Source organism: Streptomyces antioxidans (genome assembly GCF_000968685.2).
GTDB lineage: Bacteria > Actinomycetota > Actinomycetes > Streptomycetales > Streptomycetaceae > Streptomyces > Streptomyces antioxidans.
Window position 1 is genome coordinate 145891 of record NZ_LAKD02000040.1, and the last position, 19218, is coordinate 165108.

General features: G+C 68.3%; 14 protein-coding genes and 2 tRNA genes. 11 read left to right on the top strand and 5 right to left on the bottom strand.

The window, feature by feature from the left end; genetic code table 11:
• Positions 1-7 precede the first annotated feature (7 nt).
• The 5 genes from VT50_RS16765 (at position 8) to VT50_RS16785 (ending at position 5187) form a co-directional block, all read left to right on the top strand.
• On the top strand, positions 8-502 hold the full coding sequence (locus VT50_RS16765; RefSeq protein ID WP_046085233.1) for a MaoC family dehydratase: 495 nt from the start codon (positions 8-10) through the stop codon (positions 500-502).
• Positions 499-1722 (top strand): lipid-transfer protein, encoded by a 1224-nt coding sequence (locus tag VT50_RS16770; RefSeq protein ID WP_046085232.1) that lies wholly within the window; start codon positions 499-501, stop codon positions 1720-1722. The genes VT50_RS16765 and VT50_RS16770 overlap by 4 nt, the downstream gene beginning before the upstream one ends.
• Complete coding sequence (locus VT50_RS16775; protein ID WP_046085231.1) at positions 1719-2606, top strand: DUF1906 domain-containing protein; 888 nt, start codon at positions 1719-1721, stop codon at positions 2604-2606. The genes VT50_RS16770 and VT50_RS16775 overlap by 4 nt, the downstream gene beginning before the upstream one ends.
• Before the next feature lie 200 nt (positions 2607-2806).
• Positions 2807-3337, top strand: coding sequence for a SigE family RNA polymerase sigma factor (locus VT50_RS16780; RefSeq protein ID WP_046085230.1), 531 nt, complete (start codon positions 2807-2809; stop codon positions 3335-3337).
• A gap of 194 nt (positions 3338-3531) precedes the next feature.
• On the top strand, positions 3532-5187 hold the full coding sequence (locus VT50_RS16785; protein WP_046085229.1) for a long-chain fatty acid--CoA ligase: 1656 nt from the start codon (positions 3532-3534) through the stop codon (positions 5185-5187).
• A 287-nt stretch (positions 5188-5474) separates the two neighbouring features.
• On the opposite strand, the gene VT50_RS16790 is transcribed toward VT50_RS16785, so the two are convergent.
• Together VT50_RS16790 and VT50_RS16795 are read right to left on the bottom strand one after the other, a co-directional pair.
• Positions 5475-10055, bottom strand: a complete 4581-nt coding sequence (locus VT50_RS16790; RefSeq protein WP_046085228.1) for a hybrid sensor histidine kinase/response regulator — start codon at positions 10053-10055, stop codon at positions 5475-5477.
• 211 nt (positions 10056-10266) lie between these two features.
• Positions 10267-10716 carry an SSI family serine proteinase inhibitor gene (locus tag VT50_RS16795; protein ID WP_046085227.1) on the bottom strand — a complete coding sequence of 150 codons (450 nt, stop codon included), beginning with the start codon at positions 10714-10716 and terminating at the stop codon, positions 10267-10269.
• Positions 10717-11021: 305 nt separating this feature from the next.
• Here VT50_RS16795 and VT50_RS16800 point away from each other — a divergent pair.
• Together VT50_RS16800 and VT50_RS16805 are read left to right on the top strand one after the other, a co-directional pair.
• Positions 11022-11112 (top strand) — tRNA-Ser (locus tag VT50_RS16800).
• Positions 11113-11440: 328 nt separating this feature from the next.
• Positions 11441-11513: transfer RNA gene (locus VT50_RS16805), tRNA-Arg, on the top strand.
• Between the two features lie 174 nt (positions 11514-11687).
• Here VT50_RS16805 and VT50_RS41560 read toward each other — a convergent pair.
• Complete coding sequence (locus tag VT50_RS41560; protein ID WP_476714161.1) at positions 11688-11981, bottom strand: DUF7848 domain-containing protein; 294 nt, start codon at positions 11979-11981, stop codon at positions 11688-11690.
• Positions 11978-12439 carry an ATP-binding protein gene (locus tag VT50_RS16815; protein ID WP_063893203.1) on the bottom strand — a complete coding sequence of 154 codons (462 nt, stop codon included), beginning with the start codon at positions 12437-12439 and terminating at the stop codon, positions 11978-11980. The genes VT50_RS41560 and VT50_RS16815 overlap by 4 nt, the downstream gene beginning before the upstream one ends.
• A gap of 135 nt (positions 12440-12574) precedes the next feature.
• On the opposite strand from VT50_RS16815, the gene VT50_RS39985 reads away from it, so the two are divergent.
• From VT50_RS39985 to VT50_RS16830, 4 genes are all read left to right on the top strand, one after another.
• Positions 12575-14122, top strand: a complete 1548-nt coding sequence (locus VT50_RS39985; protein WP_206269420.1) for an NsdA family TPR-like regulatory protein — start codon at positions 12575-12577, stop codon at positions 14120-14122.
• On the top strand, positions 14122-15006 hold the full coding sequence (gene ribD, locus VT50_RS16825; protein ID WP_053048475.1) for a bifunctional diaminohydroxyphosphoribosylaminopyrimidine deaminase/5-amino-6-(5-phosphoribosylamino)uracil reductase RibD: 885 nt from the start codon (positions 14122-14124) through the stop codon (positions 15004-15006). The genes VT50_RS39985 and ribD overlap by 1 nt, the downstream gene beginning before the upstream one ends.
• Before the next feature lie 209 nt (positions 15007-15215).
• Positions 15216-15569, top strand: coding sequence for a hypothetical protein (locus VT50_RS39025; protein ID WP_143645228.1), 354 nt, complete (start codon positions 15216-15218; stop codon positions 15567-15569).
• Positions 15566-17581 carry an NACHT domain-containing protein gene (locus VT50_RS16830; RefSeq protein WP_143645229.1) on the top strand — a complete coding sequence of 672 codons (2016 nt, stop codon included), beginning with the start codon at positions 15566-15568 and terminating at the stop codon, positions 17579-17581. The genes VT50_RS39025 and VT50_RS16830 overlap by 4 nt, the downstream gene beginning before the upstream one ends.
• A gap of 1204 nt (positions 17582-18785) precedes the next feature.
• Here VT50_RS16830 and VT50_RS16835 read toward each other — a convergent pair.
• Positions 18786-19145 carry a DUF6415 family natural product biosynthesis protein gene (locus VT50_RS16835; protein ID WP_107424819.1) on the bottom strand — a complete coding sequence of 120 codons (360 nt, stop codon included), beginning with the start codon at positions 19143-19145 and terminating at the stop codon, positions 18786-18788.
• Positions 19146-19218 lie beyond the last annotated feature (73 nt).

Sequence of the window (19218 nt, forward strand, 5' to 3'; positions counted from 1 at the left end):
CGGTCGTATGACGGCGCGTACGGGCGATGAGCTGCCCCCGTTGCGCATCCCGATCACCCGGACCCTGATCGTCGCGGGCGCCCTCGCGTCCCGGGACTACCAGGATGTGCACCACGACGCCGAGGCGGCCAGGGAGAAGGGCTCCCCGGACATCTTCATGAACATCCTCACCACCAATGGGCTGGTCGGCCGGTACATCACCGATCACTTCGGGCCGCGGGCCCGGCTCCGTAAGGTCGCCATCCGGCTCGGAGCGCCCAACTACCCGGGCGATGAGATGGTGCTGACCGGCCAGATCACCTCGGTCGCGGAGGGCACGGCGGAGGTCGCCGTCATCGGTAAGAACGGCATCGGCCACCATGTGACCGGCACGGTCACGGTGCAGCTCCCCAGCGACGCCCCGGGAACCACCGACGCCTCACGGACCGACGCCCCGGGAGCCATCGACGCCCCACGGACCGACGCCCCAAGGACCGCCACCACCCCGGACACCCCCCGATGAGCGCCCGCAAGCCGGACACCCTGGGCGGCCGGGCCGCCATCGTCGGCATCGGCGCCACCGAGTTCTCCAAGGACTCGGGCCGCAGCGAGCTGAAGCTGGCCGTCGAGGCCGTCCAGGCGGCCCTGGACGACGCCGGACTCGCCCCGGCCGACGTGGACGGCCTGGTCACCTTCACCATGGACACCAGCCCCGAGATCACCGTGGCGCAGGCATGTGGCATCGGCGATCTCACCTTCTTCTCGCGCGTCCACTACGGCGGCGGCGCGGCCTGCGCCACCGTGCAGCAGGCAGCGCTCGCCGTCGCGACCGGCGTCGCCGAGGTCGTCGTCTGCTACCGCGCGTTCAACGAGCGCTCCGGGCGCCGCTTCGGCTCCGGCGTAGAGCACCGCGAGCCGTCCGCCGAGGGCGCCGCGCTCGGCTGGTCGCTGCCGTTCGGGCTGCTGACCCCGGCCTCGTGGGTCGCCATGGCCGCCCAGCGCTATCTGTATGCCTATGGGCTGAAACCCGAGGTTTTCGGCCATGTCGCCGTCACCGACCGCCGCCACGCCGCCACCAACCCGGCCGCGTACTTCCACGGCAAGCCGATCACCCTCGCCGAGCACGCCGCCTCCCGCTGGATCGTCGAGCCGCTGCGGCTGCTCGACTGCTGTCAGGAGACGGACGGCGGCCAGGCGATCGTGGTGACCAGCGTGGAGCGCGCGCGTGACCTGCCGCGCCCGCCCGCGGTGATCACGGCGGCGGCGCAGGGCGCGGGCCGTGGCCAGGAGCAGATGACGAGCTTCTACCGCGACGATCTGACCGGACTCCCCGAGATGGGGGTGGTCGCCGGTCAGCTGTGGCGCGCCAGCGGGCTGACCCCGGCCGACATCGACGTGGCCATCCTCTACGACCACTTCACGCCATTCGTACTGATGCAGCTGGAGGAGTTCGGCTTCTGCGGGCGCGGTGAGGCGGCCGGATTCGTGGCCGGGGACGCGCTGCCGCTCAATACCCACGGCGGTCAGCTCGGTGAGGCCTATCTGCACGGGATGAACGGGATCGCCGAGGCCGTCCGCCAGATCCGCGGCAGCTCCGTCAACCAGGTGCCGGGGGCCGCCCGCGCCCTGGTCACCGCGGGCACCGGGGTACCGACATCCGGGCTTCTCCTCGGCGCAGACGGCTGCCACGCGCGCGTGTCGGCGGTATCGGGCCGCCGAGGTGCACCTTCACTTGTCATATGACCCGACGTAAGTACGGCAGAGGTAGCAGAGATAGGCGTCAGCACAGCGGAGGCGGCTGGCAGGTCACGCGCTGGGCCGCCGGACTGGCCGCGGCCCTGGCCACCGCGGTCGCCGGTGCCACCCCCGCCACCTCGGCGGAGGCCCTGCCCGACCCCCGCCCCCTGGGCGCCAAGGTCTTCAAGGGCTGGGCCCTCGACACCTGCCATGCGCCGTCCCTCGCCACCCTGCGCGCGTGGAACAGCTCCCGATACCGCGCCGTCGGCGTCTACTACGCGGGCCGCGGCCGGGCCTGCGCCAGCCAGCCCAACCTCACCGTCTCCTGGATGCGCGGCGTCAAGAAGATGAAGTGGCACGTGCTGCCCATCTTCGTCGGATCCCAGTCGCCCTGCGTCCGCAGCGCCAACAAGAAGCACGTGCCCATCGGCGGCAAGCCGTTCGCCCAGGGGCAGACGGAGGGCAAGGACGCGGTGGCGCGCGCCAAGGCGCTGTCCCTGAAGAAGCGCAGCGCGCTCTACCTCGACATGGAGGCGTACGACCTGAAGCGCACGAGCTGCGCCGCCAAGACGCTCTCGTTCATCCGTGGCTGGAACCGCGAGGTCCGCTCGCGCGGCTTCTTCCCCGGCTTCTACAGCAGCGCCGAGTCCGGGGTGCGCCATATGGAGCAGGTCCGCCGGGCCGGGGTCCATGACCTGCCCTCCGTGATGTGGTTCGCGCGCTGGAGCGGGAAGCCGTCGCTGTCCGGGGAGAAGCGGCTGGCCAAGAGCGCGTGGAATCCGCACCGCCGCATCCACCAGTACCGGGGCAACGTCGATGTGACCCACGGCGGCCGGACGCTGCGCATCGACCGCAACAAGGTGGACGCGCCGGTCGCGATCATCAACTGAGCACCGGCGGATCGCCCTCGGGAAGCCCGTAGGCCGCCCTCGGGAAGCCCGTGGGACGCCCTCGGGAAGAACCCTGACCCGCTGACCGCCCCCTCCCCCCGCAGGAGGTGGTGCCAGCACCACCCGTACAACCTGAGGCTGATTGCCCTTCGGCACTTATGGCCGATCCGCTCCGACCTGCTCGCTCCTAGCGTTGAGCCATGACCACGACCGTGTGCACAGGCGTATCCGCCGCCGCGTTCCCGTCGTTCACTTCGTACGTACGGGCGCGGGGGCCCGTGCTGCTGCGCACCGCCCGCTCGCTGACCTCCAACGCGTGCGACGCCGAGGATCTGCTGCAGACCGCGCTGGCCAAGACCTATCTGGCGTGGGAGCGCATCGAGGACCACAACGCGCTGGACGGCTATGTGCGGCGCGCCCTGGTCAACACCAGGACCTCGCAGTGGCGCAAGCGCAAGATCGACGAATTCGTCTGCGAGGAGCTGCCCGAGCGCGAGACGGTGCCCGCGCCGGACCCCGCAGAACGGCAGGTGCTCCGCGACGCGCTGTGGCGGGCCGTACTGCGGCTGCCTGACCGTCAGCGGGCGATGGTCGTCCTCAGGTATTACGAGGACCTGAGCGAGGCGCAGACGGCGGAGGTGCTCGGGGTGTCCGTCGGCACCGTCAAGAGCGCGGTCTCGCGCGCCCTCGGCAAGCTCCGCGAGGATCCGGAGCTCGGCCACGCGGCATGATCGCCCGACCGGCACGCGATGGCGGCCTATGGCGGCCGACCGGCGAAGCGCCAGGGGAACCGAGGGAGACCGAGGGGGACCGACAGGAACCGACAGGGACCGACGGGGTCCGGGGGTAGTGACATACCAGCTGGTCGGCTGCAGAATCGGCGGCACCTCAAACCCGCGCGTAACCGGAACCTGGAGGCGCCCCGGTGCTCAGCACGATGCAGGACGTACCGCTGACCGTGACCCGCATCCTCGTCCACGGCACCCTCGTGCACGGCCGCACGGCCCAGGTGACCACCTGGACCGGAGAGGGCGAGCCCCAGCGGCGCAGCTTCCACGAGGTGGGGGTGCGGTCGACCCAGTTGGCGAACGCGCTGCGCGACGAGCTCGGGGTCGAGCCGGGGCAGGCCGTGGCCACCCTGATGTGGAACAACTGCGAGCACCTTGAGGCGTATCTCGCGGTGCCCTCCATGGGCGCCGTACTGCACACCCTCAACCTCCGGCTGCCATCCGATCAGCTCGGCTGGATCGTGAACCACGCCGCCGACCGCGTGATCATCGTCAACGGCTCCGTGCTGCCGCTGCTCGCCCCGCTCCTCCCCGCCCTGACCACCGTGAAGCACATCGTGGTCGCGGGCCCCGGCGACCGCTCCGTCCTGGACGGCTGCGCCGCCCGGGTCCATGAGTACGAGGAGCTGATCGAGGGGCGCCCGCAGCGCTACGCCTGGCCGGAGATCGACGAGCGCCAGGCCGCGGCCCTCTGCTACACCTCGGGGACGACCGGGCACCCCAAGGGCGTCGCCTACAGCCACCGCTCCATCTATCTGCACTCGATGCAGGTCAACACCGCCGAGTCATTCGGCATGGCCGGGGGCGACATCCTGCTGCCGGTGGTGCCCATGTTCCACGCCAACGCGTGGGGCACCCCGCACGCCGCCTTCATGGCGGGCGCCTCGATACTCATGCCCGACCGCTTCCTCCAGCCCGAGCCGCTCGCCGAGATGATCGAACGCGAGCGTCCCACCCTCGCCGCCGCCGTCCCCACCGTCTGGCAGGGGCTGCTCGCCGAACTCGACGCGAGGCCGCGTGAGGTGAGCTGTCTGCGGAACGTCTTCATCGGCGGCGCGGCCTGCCCGCCCTCCCTGATGAAGGCGTACGGGGAGCGCCACGGCATCCACGTCGTCCTTGCCTGGGGCATGACCGAGACCTCGCCGCTCGGCTCCGTGGCCCATCCGCCGGGCGGTCTCCCGGCGGAGGACGCCTGGCCGTACCGGCTGTCGCAGGGCCGCTTCCCGTCGTCCGTCGAGTGCCGGTTGATCTCGGCGGACGGCGAACTCGTGCCGTGGGACGGGAAGACGCCGGGTGAGCTGGAGGTGCGCGGTCCGTGGATCGCGGGCGCGTACTACGGAGGGGCGGACGGCGAGCCGTTCCGCCCCGAGGACAAGTTCACCGAGGACGGCTGGCTGAAGACCGGCGACATCGGCACCATCAGCCCCGACTGCTATCTGACGCTGACGGACCGCGCCAAGGACGTCATCAAGTCCGGCGGCGAGTGGATCTCCTCGGTCGAGCTGGAGAACCAGCTGATGGGCCATCCGGAGGTCGCCGAGGCGGCGGTGGTGGCCGTGCCGGACGAGAAGTGGGGCGAGCGACCGCTGGCCACGGTGGTCCTGACGGACGGTGCCACGGTCGGCTACGAGGAACTGCGGGCCTATCTCGCCGAACGGGTCGCGCGCTGGCAGCTGCCCGAGCACTGGGCGCTGATTCCGGCGGTGCCGAAGACGAGCGTGGGGAAGTTCGACAAGAAGGTCATCCGGAAGCAGTACGCGGACGGGGACCTGGATGTGACCACGCTGGGCTGAGGAATGGCGGGGGCGTCCGGGGGCGCGTGGGCAACGCGGCGGGGCGTGTTGGCAACGCCGCGGGGGCGTGTTGGCAAACGCGGCCGGGCGCTTCGGCAACGCGGCCACCGTAAGGAGGCGGGTGTGTCCTTACGGCTGCCGCGGTCTCCTTACGACGGCCGTGGTTTCCGTACGGCGGCTACGGTCTCCGTACGGCGGCCCCGTGGTTTCCGTACGGCGGCTGCGGTCTCCGTACGCGCGGCGAGCGTCCCCTTAAGGGCCACAGGCGCCTTTACGGGCCGCAGGCGTCAGTTCGTGCCGATCTTGGCCAGCAGGTCCACGATGCGCGCCTGCACCTCCGCGCTCGTCGAGCGCTCCGCGAGGAACAGCACCGTCTCGCCCGAGGCCAGCCGGGACAGGTTCGCCGGGTCGATGTCCGCGGAGGTGTAGACGACCAGTGGGGTGCGGTTGAGCAGTCCGTTGCCGCGCAGCCAGTCGACGATCCCGGCCCGGCGGCGGCGTACCTGCATCAGGTCCATCACCACCAGGTTCGGCCGCATCTGGGCCGCCAGTGAGACCGCGTCCGCGTCCGTCGCCGCGCGGGCGACCTGCATCCCGCGCCGCTCGAGCGTCGCCGTCAGCGCCATGGCGATCGGCTCGTGCTCCTCGATCAGCAGCACGCGCGACGGATGCTGCTCGCTGTCGCGCGGCGCGAGCGCCTTGAGCAGGACGGCCGGGTCGGCGCCGTACGCCGCCTCGCGCGTCGCCTGGCCGAGCCCAGCGGTCACCAGGACCGGCACCTCGGCGGCGACCGCCGCCGTACGCAGCGACTGCAGCGCGGTCCGGGTGATCGGCCCGGTCAGCGGGTCGACGAACAGCGCCGCCGGGTACGCGGCGATCTGCGCGTCCACCTCCTCACGGGAGTTCACGATCACCGGCCGGTAGCCGCGGTCGCTCAGCGCCTGCTGGGTGGACATGTCCGGCGCGGGCCACACCAGGAGGCGGCGCGGGTTGTCCAGCGGCTCAGGCGGCAGCTCGTCGTCGGGCGGTGGGGTGCGGTCGTCGACGATCTCGACGGCGCCGTTCGGCCCGTCCAGCGGCTCAGGCCCCTCGGCGCCCTCGTCCGGCGCGCCGATGGCGAACGTACGGCCGGAGCCCTGCGACGGACCCACCGCACGCTGCGGCTGCGCCCCCGGCATGGGCTGGGGGCGGGGCTGCGCGCCGGTCTGCGGACCGGGCCGCGGCTGCTGCGGTCCGGTGTGCGGATGCGCCCGGTTGCCCGCCGGTTGGAGTTCGGCCGGGGCGCCCTGGTCCGTCATCTCGGGCCGGGCGGCCAGCTTGCGCCGCCTGCCGCCCCCTGTGCTGGTGCCTCCGGAGGGCGTCTGCTGCTGACCCTGCGGCGGGCGTCCTTGCGGCTGGCCTTGAGCGGGCTGGCCCTGGGGCTGCTCCCCCACCTGCTGGGCGAACGGCACCCCTTGGCCCAGGGTGCGCACGCTGATCGCGCGCCCCTGGGTGGTGTCGGCGCTCGGCGGGGCCTCGGCGGGCAGCGGCTGCGGGCGGGGCTGCGCGGGGGCGTCGGGCCACTGTGACGGTTGCTGCGCCAGTTGCTGGGCGGGTGGGTGCCCACTGGTCTCCGCGGGCCGCGGACCGGCCTGGGCTTGGGCCTGGTCGGGTGTTGGCTGTTCCGGGGCCTCGCCCAGTGCGCGGCGGGCGCGGCGGCGTCCGGTGGGTGGGGCTTCTTGTGGTTGGTCGCCGTTGGGGTCCTGGCCCCAGTTGGGCTGTTGCTCGGGGGTGCGCGCGGGGGGCAGCGCGGGCATGCCCGAAGCGGCGGGCTGGGGGCCCTGGGCCTGTGGCTGGGGCCGACGCGGGTCCTGGGCCTGCCCCTGACCAGGGTCGGACGGCCAGCCGCCGGGCGCCGCGCCGTTGGGCGGTACGGGCTCGCCCCGTACGGCCAGGCCCCCGCCCTGCTGCTGGGGCGCGGCGCCCCGCGCGTCGCGGGGGCCGTGCTGCGCGGGGACGAGCCCGGCCGGGCCGAGCTCGGGCGGCAGGGCGCCGGGCTGCGCCCGGTCGGCGGCGGCCGGGGGCAGCGCGAAGGGGGAGCGTACGAGGCCGGGATCCCCCGCGGGCTGCGGTTGGGGCTGTTGAGGCTGCGGTTGCGGCTGGCCGGGGGCCTGGGCTTGGGCCTGGTCGGGTGTTGGCTGTTCTGGGGCCTCGCCCAGTGCGCGGCGGGCGCGGCGGCGTCCGGTGGGTGGGGCTTCTTGTGGTTGGTCGCCGTTGGGGTCCTGGCCCCAGTTGGGCTGTTGCTCGGGGGTGCGCGCGGCGGGCAGCGCGGGCATGCCCGAAGCGCCCGGCTGGGCGGGCTGCTGCGGCGAGTCGGAGGGGGCGGCGGGCAGGGCGAGGGCAGGTCGGCCGCCCGCGCCCTGCGCGGGGGCGGGGGCGCCGGCGGCCTGGGGGCCGCCCTGCTCCTGCGCCGGGGCGCCGCGCCGGGCGCGGCGGCCCTGGGGCTGCTGCTGGGCCGGAATGCCCTGAGGCGGCACAACGCCCATGGCGGCGGGGCCCGTCGGCTGCGGACCGGCCGTCGGTTGCGGACCGGCCGCTTCCGGTGCGCCGCCGCGGGCGTGGCGATGGCTGCCGGTCGCGGCTCCCTCGGCGTTCTGGCCGGGGTTCGCGGCGGCAGCCGCCGGGTCCTCGTCCGGGTGGGGGCGCGCCCTGCGCCGCCCGGTGGGGCGCGGCGGGTTCGCGGGCCCGGCCGCGTTCTGCTGCTGGGCCGCGGCGTTCTCGCCGATGACCGCGGGCAGCGCGGCGGGCGCGGGGGCGCCGGGTACCGTCCCTGGGGCGCCCGGCTGAGCGGCGGTGCGCGGGTCGACCGTACGGGGATCAGCCGTACGCGGGTCGGCGGTATGCGGGTCGGCCTTACGGAGGTCGGGCGGAGGCGCACCGCCCTGTGTGCCGCCGCCCTGAGCGCCGTTGCCGTGGGTGCCGTTGCCCTGTGTGCCGCCGCCGCTGGTGTCGCCCGGCGCATCGCTGGGGGCCGCCCCGTGCCGGGCGCGGCGTCCGGTCGGGGTCTGCTGGCCGGAGGCGTCGCCGCCCGCCGTGCCCGTCCCCGCACCGGCACCCGTACCCGTACCCGCGCCAGTACCCGCACCCGAGGTGCCCTGCCCCCGCGTACCGCCGCCCTGTCCGGCGGCGGCGCCGTTCATGCGCTCCTGCTCGGCGGCCGCCGCCGCCGAGATCGGCACCTCCAGGACGTACGCGTGCCCGCCCATGCCCGGCATCTCGTGGGTCTGGAGCACGCCCCCGTGCAGGCGCACGATCCCGCGCACGATCGGCTCGTGCACCGGGTCGCCGCCCGCGTACGGCCCGCGGACCTCGATCCGTACGACATCGCCGCGCTGCGCCGCCGCGACCACGATCGTCGAGTCGCCCGCGGCGGCGCCCGAGGCGGCGTTGCCGGTGGAGTCGACCCCGGCGACGTCTGCGATCAGATGGGCGAGCGCCTGGGCGAGCCGTTCCGCGTCCACTTCGGCGTCGATCGGCGGGGCGTGCACGGCGAACTGCGCGCGCCCCGGCCCGATCAGCTCGACCGCGCCCTCGACACCGGCCGATACGACCTCGTCCATGGAGACCGTACGGCGGGCCAGTTCCTCGCCGCTGGAGTCGAGCCGCTGATAGCTCAGGACGTTGTCGACGAGCGTGGTCATCCGGGTGTAACCGGCGGCGAGGTGGTGCAGGATCTGGTTGGCCTCGGGCCACAGCTGCCCGGCCGGGTCGTCGGCGAGCACGCCGAGCTCACTGCGCAGCTGTAGCAGCGGTCCGCGCAGCGACTGGTCCAGCACGGCGAGCAGCTGGCCGTTCCGGGCGGTGACGGACTCCAGTTGTGCCGCGTACCGCGCGCGCTCCTCGGTGAGCCGCGTCCGCAGCTCCTCCAGCGCCTTCGTGTGCTGGGTGGTCAGCCCCTCCAGCTCCTCGGTGCGCTGGGCGGTGAGCCTCTCGACCTCCTCCGTGTGCTGGGTGGTGAGCCTCTCGACCTCCTCGGCGTGCCGGTTGGTGAGGCTCTCGACCTCCTCGGCGTGCTTGGCCGCCATGGTCTTCTCGGTGCGCCGGTCGGTGAAGGTCAGCACGGCGCCCACGAATTGGTCGCCGTCGCGGACGGGCGCGGTGGTCAGATCGACCGGGACCTGGCTTCCGTCCTTCGCCCACAGCACCTGGCCGCGCACCCGGTGCTTGCGGCCGGAACGCAGGGTGTCGGCGAGCGGTGATTCCTCGTACGGGAAGGGGGAACCGTCCGGGCGCGAGTGGTGTACAAGAGAGTGAAGCTCCTGACCGCCCATGTCGCTGGCCCGGTAGCCGAGGATCTGCGCGGCGGACGGGTTGACGAGGACCACCTTGCCCTCGGTGTCCACGCCGACCACGCCCTCCGCCGCCGCGCGCAGGATCATCTCGGTCTGGCGCTGCTGACGGGCGAGTTCGGCCTCGGTGTCGAGCGTCCCGGTCAGGTCGCGCACGATGAGCATCAGCAGCTCATCGCCGGTGTAGCTGTACTGATCGGCGTAAGGAGTCCGCCCGTCCTCCAGATTCGCGCTGGTCACCTCGACGGGGAACTGCGTCCCGTCGGTGCGCCGGGCCATCATCCGGGTCGGCTTGCTGCCGTCCCCCTGTGCCGCGTCGGGGCGTCGCATCGACCCGGGAATGCGATTGGGATCGAAGGAGGGGAGCAGATCGAGCAGACCACGGCCGACCAGGGCGGTGCCCGGAGTCTCGAAGGACTCCAGCGCGTGGTGGTTGGCGTTGACGATCGTGCCGTTGCAGTTGACCAGCAACAGCGCGTCCGGGAGGGCGTCGAGTATCGCCGCGAGGCGAGCAGCGCCTCGGGATGGCCTGCTGCTCACGACGACGCTTCCTCCCTGACTACCGCACCTTGCTGACACCCGCGGTCATTTTGCCGTCCCATCTGCGGAGTGTCTCTAGGGGAGTCTACGGGCACCAGCGCCGGACGCGACGGCGGATGAGAGGGAGGTCGCAGCGCGACGTACGCGTCTCGACGCACGCCCGGACAAACTTCACCGGCCCGTCTCCTCCCACTCCCTGCCAATCCCCAGGTCAGCTCCCAGGCGTGCGCAAAACGACGGAGAACCGATTCCACCGGGCGATTTCACACCCGTCGGTGCGGTTGAACCGGGCGTTGACGGGACGCCCCGCCCAGTGCCCGGTCACCCGAGCCGTGGCCGGCCCGCCGTACTGCCTGGTGCACATCGCGTCGGGCGCCACCGGCGCGAACGGATCCCGGCCCCACGCGGTCTGCGAGTCCAGCTGCGCACACGCGGCCCGCGCCCGGGGATGCGTGCCGCCGGTCGGGTGGCAGCTCAGCAGAAAGGTCGCGGCGTCGTTGGCCTCACCGGTCTCACTCACGGTGATCATCAGCCGGTCGGCGCTCTCCCCGTCGAACGGCAGGGGCAGCGGCAGCGGCGTGGCCGCGGCGGGGGCCAGCGCACCCGCGGTGGCGGCGGTCGTCAGCGCGGCGGTGACGGCGAGGCGGTGCAGCAGGGGCATGGGGGCACTCCTGGTGTGATCAGTAGGGGGCGCGCTGCCCCCGCCCCGTCTAACGCGCCGCCGCCGAGCACGTTGCTCCGCCGTAAGGGGCTGTGCTCGCGGTAAGGGCTCCCCGCCGGTAAGGGCTCCCCTTTCCCGTACGGCGCGCGCTCCGCCGTACGGGCCGTGCGCCCCCACCCCTCCTATGAGGGCTTTGCGATGGGCCCCGCCCGCCGAGTACCGTAGTCCGCGATTGGTGACATCCCACTGGGCTGTGACATCATCTGCACACACCACCTCGCGCTCGCGCGAGCGACCAGTGTGTTGGAGGCTTCGCCTAGTCTGGTCTATGGCGCCGCACTGCTAATGCGGTTTGGGTCTTAAAGCCCATCGAGGGTTCAAATCCCTCAGCCTCCGCTCTCCGGCCAGGGGCTCGTGTCTACGACGCGAGCCCCTGTGTCGTTTCCAGGCCCACCGAGGATGATCGTGCAGCGGCACGACTGGGCGGGAACAACGCAAGGCGATCGCCATGTAACTCTCCGTAGTATCGCCCCTCCCCCTGACAAGCACCTCGCGATGCGAAGGCGAGCTTGCGGGGGCTTCACGAGGACGACTCCACGAGCCCCTGAAAATCGAGTTTTCGCAGGTCGGTGGGGGTGGAGGAAACGGATTTCGCCTGACGGCGCAGGTCATGTAATGTTGTTCCCGCAACGCCGACCGGCCAGAAAAACCGCCGGGAAGCCAAGCGCTCGTAGCTTAACGGATAGAGCACTTGACTACGGATCAAGAGGTTGCAGGTTCGAATCCTGCCGAGCGCGCAGCAGCTCAGAGGCCCCTTCCGGTCATCGGAAGGGGCCTCTTGCGTATGTGGTGACATCAGCACTTGGAACGATCACTCTGCGGGGAGGGTGGTCCGGCTTCAGGTCTGAAGTTGTTGAGGGCGGGGGCCGCCGGTCCCTCCACGACTGCGACCCCCGCCCAGCCTTGAGGGGCTACGCGTCAGGCGTCGCCGTTCGGCCTCGCGCAGCCGTCGCGGAAGAGCCCACGTTCGCCGTGGACGCGCGGAAGAAGCTCGTGATGATCATCCGGAATCCCGTGTGGCCTGTCTGGTTCGCGTGACGCAGGCACCACACCTCCGACTGCTTGGCCTCTTCAGTCGCCCCGGATGAGTTGTCACACGTCGTGCATTCGGCCTCCAAGATCGGAGGACTCCCGGTGACGTCTGTGCTCAGGGTCCACAGGGTCCAATCGCCCTGCCGTATAACGGAGTTTCCGGCGGTCGTCACGACTGCCCCTCTCTACGCTCTCCACTGGCCAGTGAGGCCCGTTCGTCGGCAGGAAGTGCGAGGACCGCCCAGACCGCCTTGCCCACCGCTGGCCGTGGGGTGACGCCCCACTGATCAGCGAGCGTCTCCACCAGGACCAGCCCTCGGCCGCGTACCGATTCGGGGGTCGGAGTCCTCAGCTTGGGCAACTGGTCGGCCGCGTCGTGAACCTCGAGCCGCACCTTGTCGCCCTGGTGCAGATAGCGCGTCTCGATCTGGCGCCCCGGCACCCGTGCATGGCGCACGACGTTCGTTATCAGTTCAGACAGCACCAACAGCGCGACCTCTTCGACCGCGACCAGCCCCCAACCAGCCAGAGCCTTGCGCAAGTCGGCTCGGGCCAGGGCGACACAGCGGGGGTGGCGGGTCCAACGCCTCACCACCACGCGTCCATCCGGGCCTGTCAGCTCTGGCTTCATGGCCATAAGACTGCAGGTGAGGTGACTCGATTGGGATCGGCAACGGGGTACCCCGTGCGGTGAAATGGGGTACCTCAATAGTCGGCGCGATCTACTTTGGACGTTACGCACGTCCCTACACCTCGTGAGCGGCCGATGAGTGAACGTGAAGGCAGGCGCAGCGGATACCCCCTCACCATCCCGGACCGGTTGCTCCACAGCGAGGACATGAAACGGGCGTGTAGGCGAAGGGACTTCGGGGAGATCTTCCGTCTCGTCAACCGCCGAGCCCCAGCGAGCTACGCGGCGATCGCCGCCGCCGTCACCAAGATGACCAGCGCGCGTGTCGGCGACGTCATCCGAGGTGATCGGGGTATTCGCAGCGTCGCCGTCATGGAACGCATCGCTGATGGACTGGGCATTCCCGGCCACATGCTCGACCTGCCCGAGCGGCCGTGGGAGGGTACCCCGTCACCGGCCGCCACTGCCCAGAACCAGGCTTACGCTCGCAGTAGCCCAGAGGGCCCGAACGAACCCCCGTCCGTACCCACAACGGGGGCGATTCCTGGTCTGCCGATTGTGCACGTGGACCCCTCGAATTCGGCGGACGCGGCTGCGCTACCCGAAATCGTTCTGGTTTCGGTGTACGTCGATGGAAGGGAGCAGATCGTGCCGATAAACCGCCGAGCCCTTCTGGGGCACGCAATTGGTGTCGCCCTGCAAGGAAGCGGACCCCTCCGTGCCGTCAACGCTTCCGCTGAAATCGTGAGCCCCAAGCCCACCAGACCACACCGACTCCCCGCCGGACGAGGCGAAGCAGCGATCGAGCACTTCCGCGACATGTGGCACACCCTGGTCAGGGCCGACAACCTCTTCGGCCCGCGTCACGCCCTCGCGGGAGTCCATCAGCAGCTCGACATGTTGCAAGGTCTTCTGGAGGACAGCAGGGGCGAGCACCGTCAGGAACTGCTGAAGCTCTCGGCCCAGTACGCCGAGTCCGCCGCATGGCTCCACGAGGACTCCATGGACGTGTCCAGCGCGGAGACATGGACGAGCCGTGCCATGGAATGGGCCATGGAGGCCGGAGACGAAGCCATGCTCTCGTGGACCCTGTTCCGTCGCAGCCAGCTTGCGGCGGGGAAGAAGAACGCAGGCCAGGCAATCGGACTCGCCCAGGCCGTGCAGCGCCACGAACGAGCGCTCTCCCGGCCGATGAAGGCTGCCGCCATCCAGCAGGAGGCGCAGGGACTTGCGCTCGACGGGGACGAGGTCGCCTGTCACCGGAAGCTGGACGAGGCCCATGAGTTCGCCGCCCTCGCCGAATCCTCCGGTGACGCCCGATCCGGGCACGGAGATTTCTGCAACTCCAGCTATATCGAAATCCAGCGCGCGAATTGCTGGCTCAACCTCTCCCGGCCGGACCGGGCGGTCTCCACCTTCCAAACCGCATTGACGGATCTCCCGGACGTCTATCAGCGCGACCGTGGATTCGCCCAGGCACGGCTTGCCATGGCCTACGTGGGAATCCATGAGTACGAGCAGGCCGCCGCCGAGGCCGCAGCGGTTCTCGACATGGCCCGCGGCTCAGGTTCCGGCCGCACTCTGCAAGAGGCGGTCGCGGCGGTCAACGCTCTCGCGGCGGCGAGTAATGTTCCCGCTGTGCGGGACCTACTCGACGCAGTCAAGGAGAATGCGGGGTTCTGATGGCCACGCCGAACGAACTGACAGCCATGCGGCGAGCAATCGCGATCTCTGCCCAGGGCCTCGGAACGACGAGCCCCAACCCACCCGTCGGATGCGTCATCCTCGACCGCGACGGCATACCGGTCGGCGAGGGATACCACCTCCGCAAGGGCGACCACCACGCCGAGGTGAACGCCCTCACCGCAGCGGGGGAGCGGGCCGAGGGCGGCACGGCGGTCGTGACCCTGGAGCCCTGCAACCACCACGGCCGGACCCCGCCCTGCCGACAGGCACTGATCGACGCAAAGGTGTCCCGCGTCCTGATAGCCGTCATGGACCCGACCTCACGAGGAGAGGGCGGCGCGGCGGTGCTGGAGCAGGCCGGCATTGAGGTAGAGCGCGGCGTCCTGGAGCAGGAAGCGCTACTCGTCCTCGGCCCGTGGCTCCACTCACTGCGTACCGGAAGGCCGCACATCACCTGGGCGTACAGCGTTGGCATCAACGAGGGCCACAGCGACCAGGTCTTGACCGAGCTCCGCCGCACGCACGATCTGGTGATACGGCGGTACGGGGCGATTGAGGAAGGCGTGCTAGGCGGCCACGGCGAAGACGCGTTCCGTGTGCCAACTGGACCGCTTGGTGACGAGCCAGCCAAGGTCGTACGCGACTTCACCGAGTCCGGCGCACGCTCGGTGCTCATCGAGGGCAGCGATAACGAGGTAGCACGTTTGCTTGCTGACCTGGTGGACCGCATAGTCATCGATGTGCCCAGCACTCCTCCGTCCTCAGTACCAACACCAGCAAGCAAGTTGGTCCCGAGCGAATTCCGGCTGGTAGATGCAGGGTGCCCTGGCCCGCAGGTGCGTCTGATAGCGATACGAGAGTCAGCCGGAACCATTAGCTGATGGCTGATGTTGGTGGGAACGTGCCCGCTGACGCGCGAGAGCGGTGCTTGGCAGCAGACGTTTGGGGTGGCTGGGCCCTCGACGCGGGCCCAATGTTCTAAGCCTCCATCGCTTGGGTAGTACTGCTGCGGCGACGTTTAGACGAAGGCTAATCAGCACGACCTACGCCGAGTAGGCGGTCACAAAAATGCAGATCAGGGGGAAGACGTATGGATCTGACCACGTTAGCTGATGCAGGAGCCACAGCGTACGTATCGGGTGTGGCAAGTCATGCTGCGACTGCCACAGACTCCGCGATCCGAACTTACTTTCTGCGACTTCGTTCGTTCCTAACTTCTCGTGCTGTAAGTGAGGAAGAACTCCAGGTCATCGATGAACCTGCCCTGTCGAGTAGAATCCTGACGTTGTTGGAGGAAGATCCCAGCAGCGTTGCAGCGCTGAAGGAAATCCTTGGCGGTATTTCCAAACAAACAAATATTGAAGGTGCTGGAACGGTCTATGGCGACGTTAACCTGCGCGGCAAGTATGTGGCCGGTCGCGACATTAGGTTTGATGGGCGTTGACACCCATAAGTTTTTTAAGCAGCTTGCGACGCCGCCTGAACTCCAGGTCACCTCAGACCACATTTGGTGACGTTGATATATCTGGCTACTTTGCGGCCGGTCGCGATATCAACGTACGCAATGTGGCCGTTGTGGATTCGCTTCTAGAGAAGCGGGATGCGCGTATTCGTAGGAAGCTCATTACTAAAGTGCTGCCCGCGTGGGTGAGAGGGGAGGAGTATTGGCGCGGCGGGGAAAGTATGGATCTTCCTGCATCGATGGAGTTTGGGATCTCCTATGTGGCTCGACAGCAGCTGCATCGGGATCCGATGAACCAACTTTTCGCGGCTGAAAGATGGGAGTCCATGGATGTCAATCAGGCGCTAGAAGTATCGTCTGGCAAGCTGCTCATACTGGGTAACTCTGGCACCGGTAAGACCCGTGCCTTACATAAAATTATGCACACGGCGATTAATCAGGCTACGTTGGGCGATCACAGCCCTGTACCCTTCTACCTGCATTTGTCCGAGTGGTCTGGACCTCGCAAGGAGATGTGGCGCTGGTTCGTTCAGTCCATTCACGAAACATATGGAGTTCCCCAGAGAATTTTAGTTCAATGGCTCACGGACTCCGAGTTAATGCTGATCCTTGACGGTCTCGATGAACTGAGGTTCCGAGAGCGGCGCGAGTGTATATCTGCTCTAAATAAATTCGTGTCCAGTAACCCCGGTACGCAAGTTGTGGTTGCTAGTCGACTGAATGAATACCGTGACACGGGGAGGAAGCTTAATCTTAAAGCCTCTTTGGTGATCAATGAAATCGACGAGCGTCAAGTATCCGATTTTGTCGGTAGCTTCGGGGATTCTCTTTCTAACCTCAATCACGCTCTGGGTCGGGATGGCCAACTCAGGCAACTCCTGTGCAACCCGCTGATGCTCCGCTTAGCGATTTCTGTGTACTCAGCAGGCGATTCGCCGGATTTTGCTGCATCTGGTGACAGGCGAAGGAGTATCCTGGCGGCCTATGTTAATTCCGCCGAGCGTAGCATGAAGAGGGGGGCTGACGCGGGAATGTGGCTCGCTTTCACGGCCCTTGGGTTGAGAGAGCAGCGTAGGTCGCTCTTTTGCCCGGATCGCGCCCCGGTGGAATTTCTCCCCAATAAGTTTAAGAAATTGGCGGAGACGCGTACGCTGCTGATGGCGTTTCTGTTTGTTGCGGTCCCCTCGTTTATTCTGCGGCTTGTGATGGCTCTATTCGCCCCGGAATCGCCGTCTAAAAGCGTTCATCTCAGTTTGGCTTTTGCTGTGCCGATTACTTATGGATCCCTTGCTTGGATGGTAGCTAGAGGTGACATATGGGCGCCTGCGGTTGCTAGAAGGACATCGGTGGCGCGCAGCCTGTTTAAATTCGCCAAGCGGCTTCTCGGGGTGCTCCTTGTGGAGGGAGTGATGGGGATTTCGCTTGTTCTGTCTGGCGCGGCAGATGATTTTCTGGGCGGTATATGTTTGGCTTTTCTAACCGTGCTTGCAATCTTTCCTGCGCTTAAGATGGCTCGTGAATCTCAGACGTTAGACCCGAGCGAGATGCCTGATCGTGTAGGTGGAGAGATTTCTAATCTGGTTCGCTCCACTGTGACAGTCGCCATCCTCGTATCTGCGGCAACTTATGTAACCTTGTCTGCGGCATTCTATTTTTTTCGTTCCGCCTCTGTCGTCAGTCAAGGAATGCTCTACTCTCCGCTTCTTAATTCCTTCTTCTACGTAGTTCCGACCGCCTTCATTGCCGCTCTAAGGAATGGGGGATTGGATTTGATCCGGAGAGGCCAATGTAGGCGAATAATGACAAAGGCGGGTTATTTTCCTCGGCGTCATAAGACTTCGCTTGAGGAAGCCAGGCGGGTTTCGCTACTGGTTCCGCGCCGAGGGGCTTTGGAGTTTAGGCACCCACTGATCAGAGATTATCTTTCTGAGTGTATTTCCGGGGATGGCTTGCACCCATTCGTGTCCCTTCGGAGCACGCAAAAAGCCGAATGATCGTGGCCGAAGGTTGCTAGAGCGGGTTCGGGCAGTGGTGTACCTAGTCTGACTACCCTCTCTTTAAAGCTGTTGCGACTGTGCACCATGTGCGGGGCTGCTGACATCAGTGTTGACATCAACGACGGCACACGACGTCCGCCATCGGCCCGCTATGGACACCAGGCCGGACCACCACCGAGACCCGAACCAGCACCCCGCCCGAACCTACGGATCAAGAGGTTGCAGGTTCGAATCCTGCCGAGCGCGCACCAGCTCAGAGGCCCCTTCCAGAGATGGAAGGGGCCTTTTGTGTTGGCTATTGACGGCGGTCGTTGACGGCAACCGCCGCAGGCCTTGATCAAACGGCGATCAGAGCGCCACCCGCGCTGCCGTCATCGTCCGGGCCGTCGCCGTCACACAAGGCATCGCCGATACGGTCGAAGGTGGGGGATGCGGGTCCAGCCGGACGCAGGTGTAGATGTCCATGATCACGCGGATCAAGGTGGCCCGTGGCCGCCGCCCGCTCCTGCCTGCTGCCCCTCAGCGGGGCCCCACGCCACTCAGCGCGCCCCCCACCAGCAGCCCAGAGGCAGTCAGCACCCGGAACAGCTCCCACGGGGCGCCTGGCGATCACCGCGAACACGCCGACGCAGCGGCACGGCCAGGACCAGGGCCTAACCTGCCAGCCGTCGAGGGGTGGCTACGCAGAGCGGTTTACATGACCGGCCGTCCGTCGACTGCGGCCATAGCCGTCGTGCGCGTAGCAACGGCCAGCGTGTCGTAAGCGCTGCGACTCCGGTGCCCACAACCATCGGGCCCACCACGCCGTAACTCCCTCGTACTCGTCACTCTCCCTTTCCCTGAACTCATCTGGGAACGGGCGGTGTCGAAGCGAACACGACAACCACCCCGGTACCACCGGCACCAGGGTCCTGATCACGGACTTCCCACCGAACTATCCCTTGGCCTGCCGGGGTGTAGCCCGGTTTTGCGTATGCGGTTGTTGTGCTGTGCGGTCCGGCTCCCAGCCTCGCGGGTCATCTGTTGGGCACGGGCATGGGGAGCCGGACCACTGTCGGCGGATGTGCAGATCCGCCGATCCTGGACGTGGTGGGTGACATCCGCGGGGCGATGTCCGCCGCGCAGTCCCCGCGCCCAGGAGGTAGGAGGGCGGGAGCTGCGGGTCCTTCCCATGGGCAGCAGCTCCCGCCCGGTCTTTAGGTCACCGGTCGTGCTCCTGGTCAAGGCCGGAGTTGTTGAGTAGGAATTGGCATGTGTAGCCCAGACTCCGAACGTGCCACTCAGCCGACCGCAAGCCGGGGCCGAGCCCTTGGGCCATCTCATGCGGGATGGTGTTCAACCTGCTGCGCTTCGAATACCAGGCCAAGGTGCCCCGGTTCAGGCGGTCGATTCGCTTCTCTGCCAGCGGCATCATCGTCTGGATATGCCCCAGCAATGCCTTGTGTAGGTTGCTCAGTTCTTCGTACGGCGGCAGCACTGTCCGCGTCACCAGGGCGCGGGTGATGGCCGTCTTGATCTCCTCGACGTTCACGGCTGCTTCAAGAGTCTTGTCGGTGCCCATGGGAGGCATCCTCTGGCGGCTCCCCAGGACGTAGGAACCACCGCCAAACCCCACTTGGGGACGTCCCGCATCA

Coding starts and splice junctions, on each gene's coding strand:
- ribD (WP_053048475.1), top strand. CDS start 14,122: ATGGCCACGCCGAACGAACTGACAGCCATGCGGCGAGCAATCGCGATC.
- VT50_RS16775 (WP_046085231.1), top strand. CDS start 1,719: ATGACCCGACGTAAGTACGGCAGAGGTAGCAGAGATAGGCGTCAGCAC.
- VT50_RS39025 (WP_143645228.1), top strand. CDS start 15,216: ATGGATCTGACCACGTTAGCTGATGCAGGAGCCACAGCGTACGTATCG.
- VT50_RS16795 (WP_046085227.1), bottom strand. CDS start 10,716: ATGCCCCTGCTGCACCGCCTCGCCGTCACCGCCGCGCTGACGACCGCC.
- VT50_RS16765 (WP_046085233.1), top strand. CDS start 8: ATGACGGCGCGTACGGGCGATGAGCTGCCCCCGTTGCGCATCCCGATC.
- VT50_RS16770 (WP_046085232.1), top strand. CDS start 499: ATGAGCGCCCGCAAGCCGGACACCCTGGGCGGCCGGGCCGCCATCGTC.
- VT50_RS16835 (WP_107424819.1), bottom strand. CDS start 19,145: ATGGGCACCGACAAGACTCTTGAAGCAGCCGTGAACGTCGAGGAGATC.
- VT50_RS16780 (WP_046085230.1), top strand. CDS start 2,807: ATGACCACGACCGTGTGCACAGGCGTATCCGCCGCCGCGTTCCCGTCG.
- VT50_RS39985 (WP_206269420.1), top strand. CDS start 12,575: ATGAGTGAACGTGAAGGCAGGCGCAGCGGATACCCCCTCACCATCCCG.
- VT50_RS16815 (WP_063893203.1), bottom strand. CDS start 12,439: ATGAAGCCAGAGCTGACAGGCCCGGATGGACGCGTGGTGGTGAGGCGT.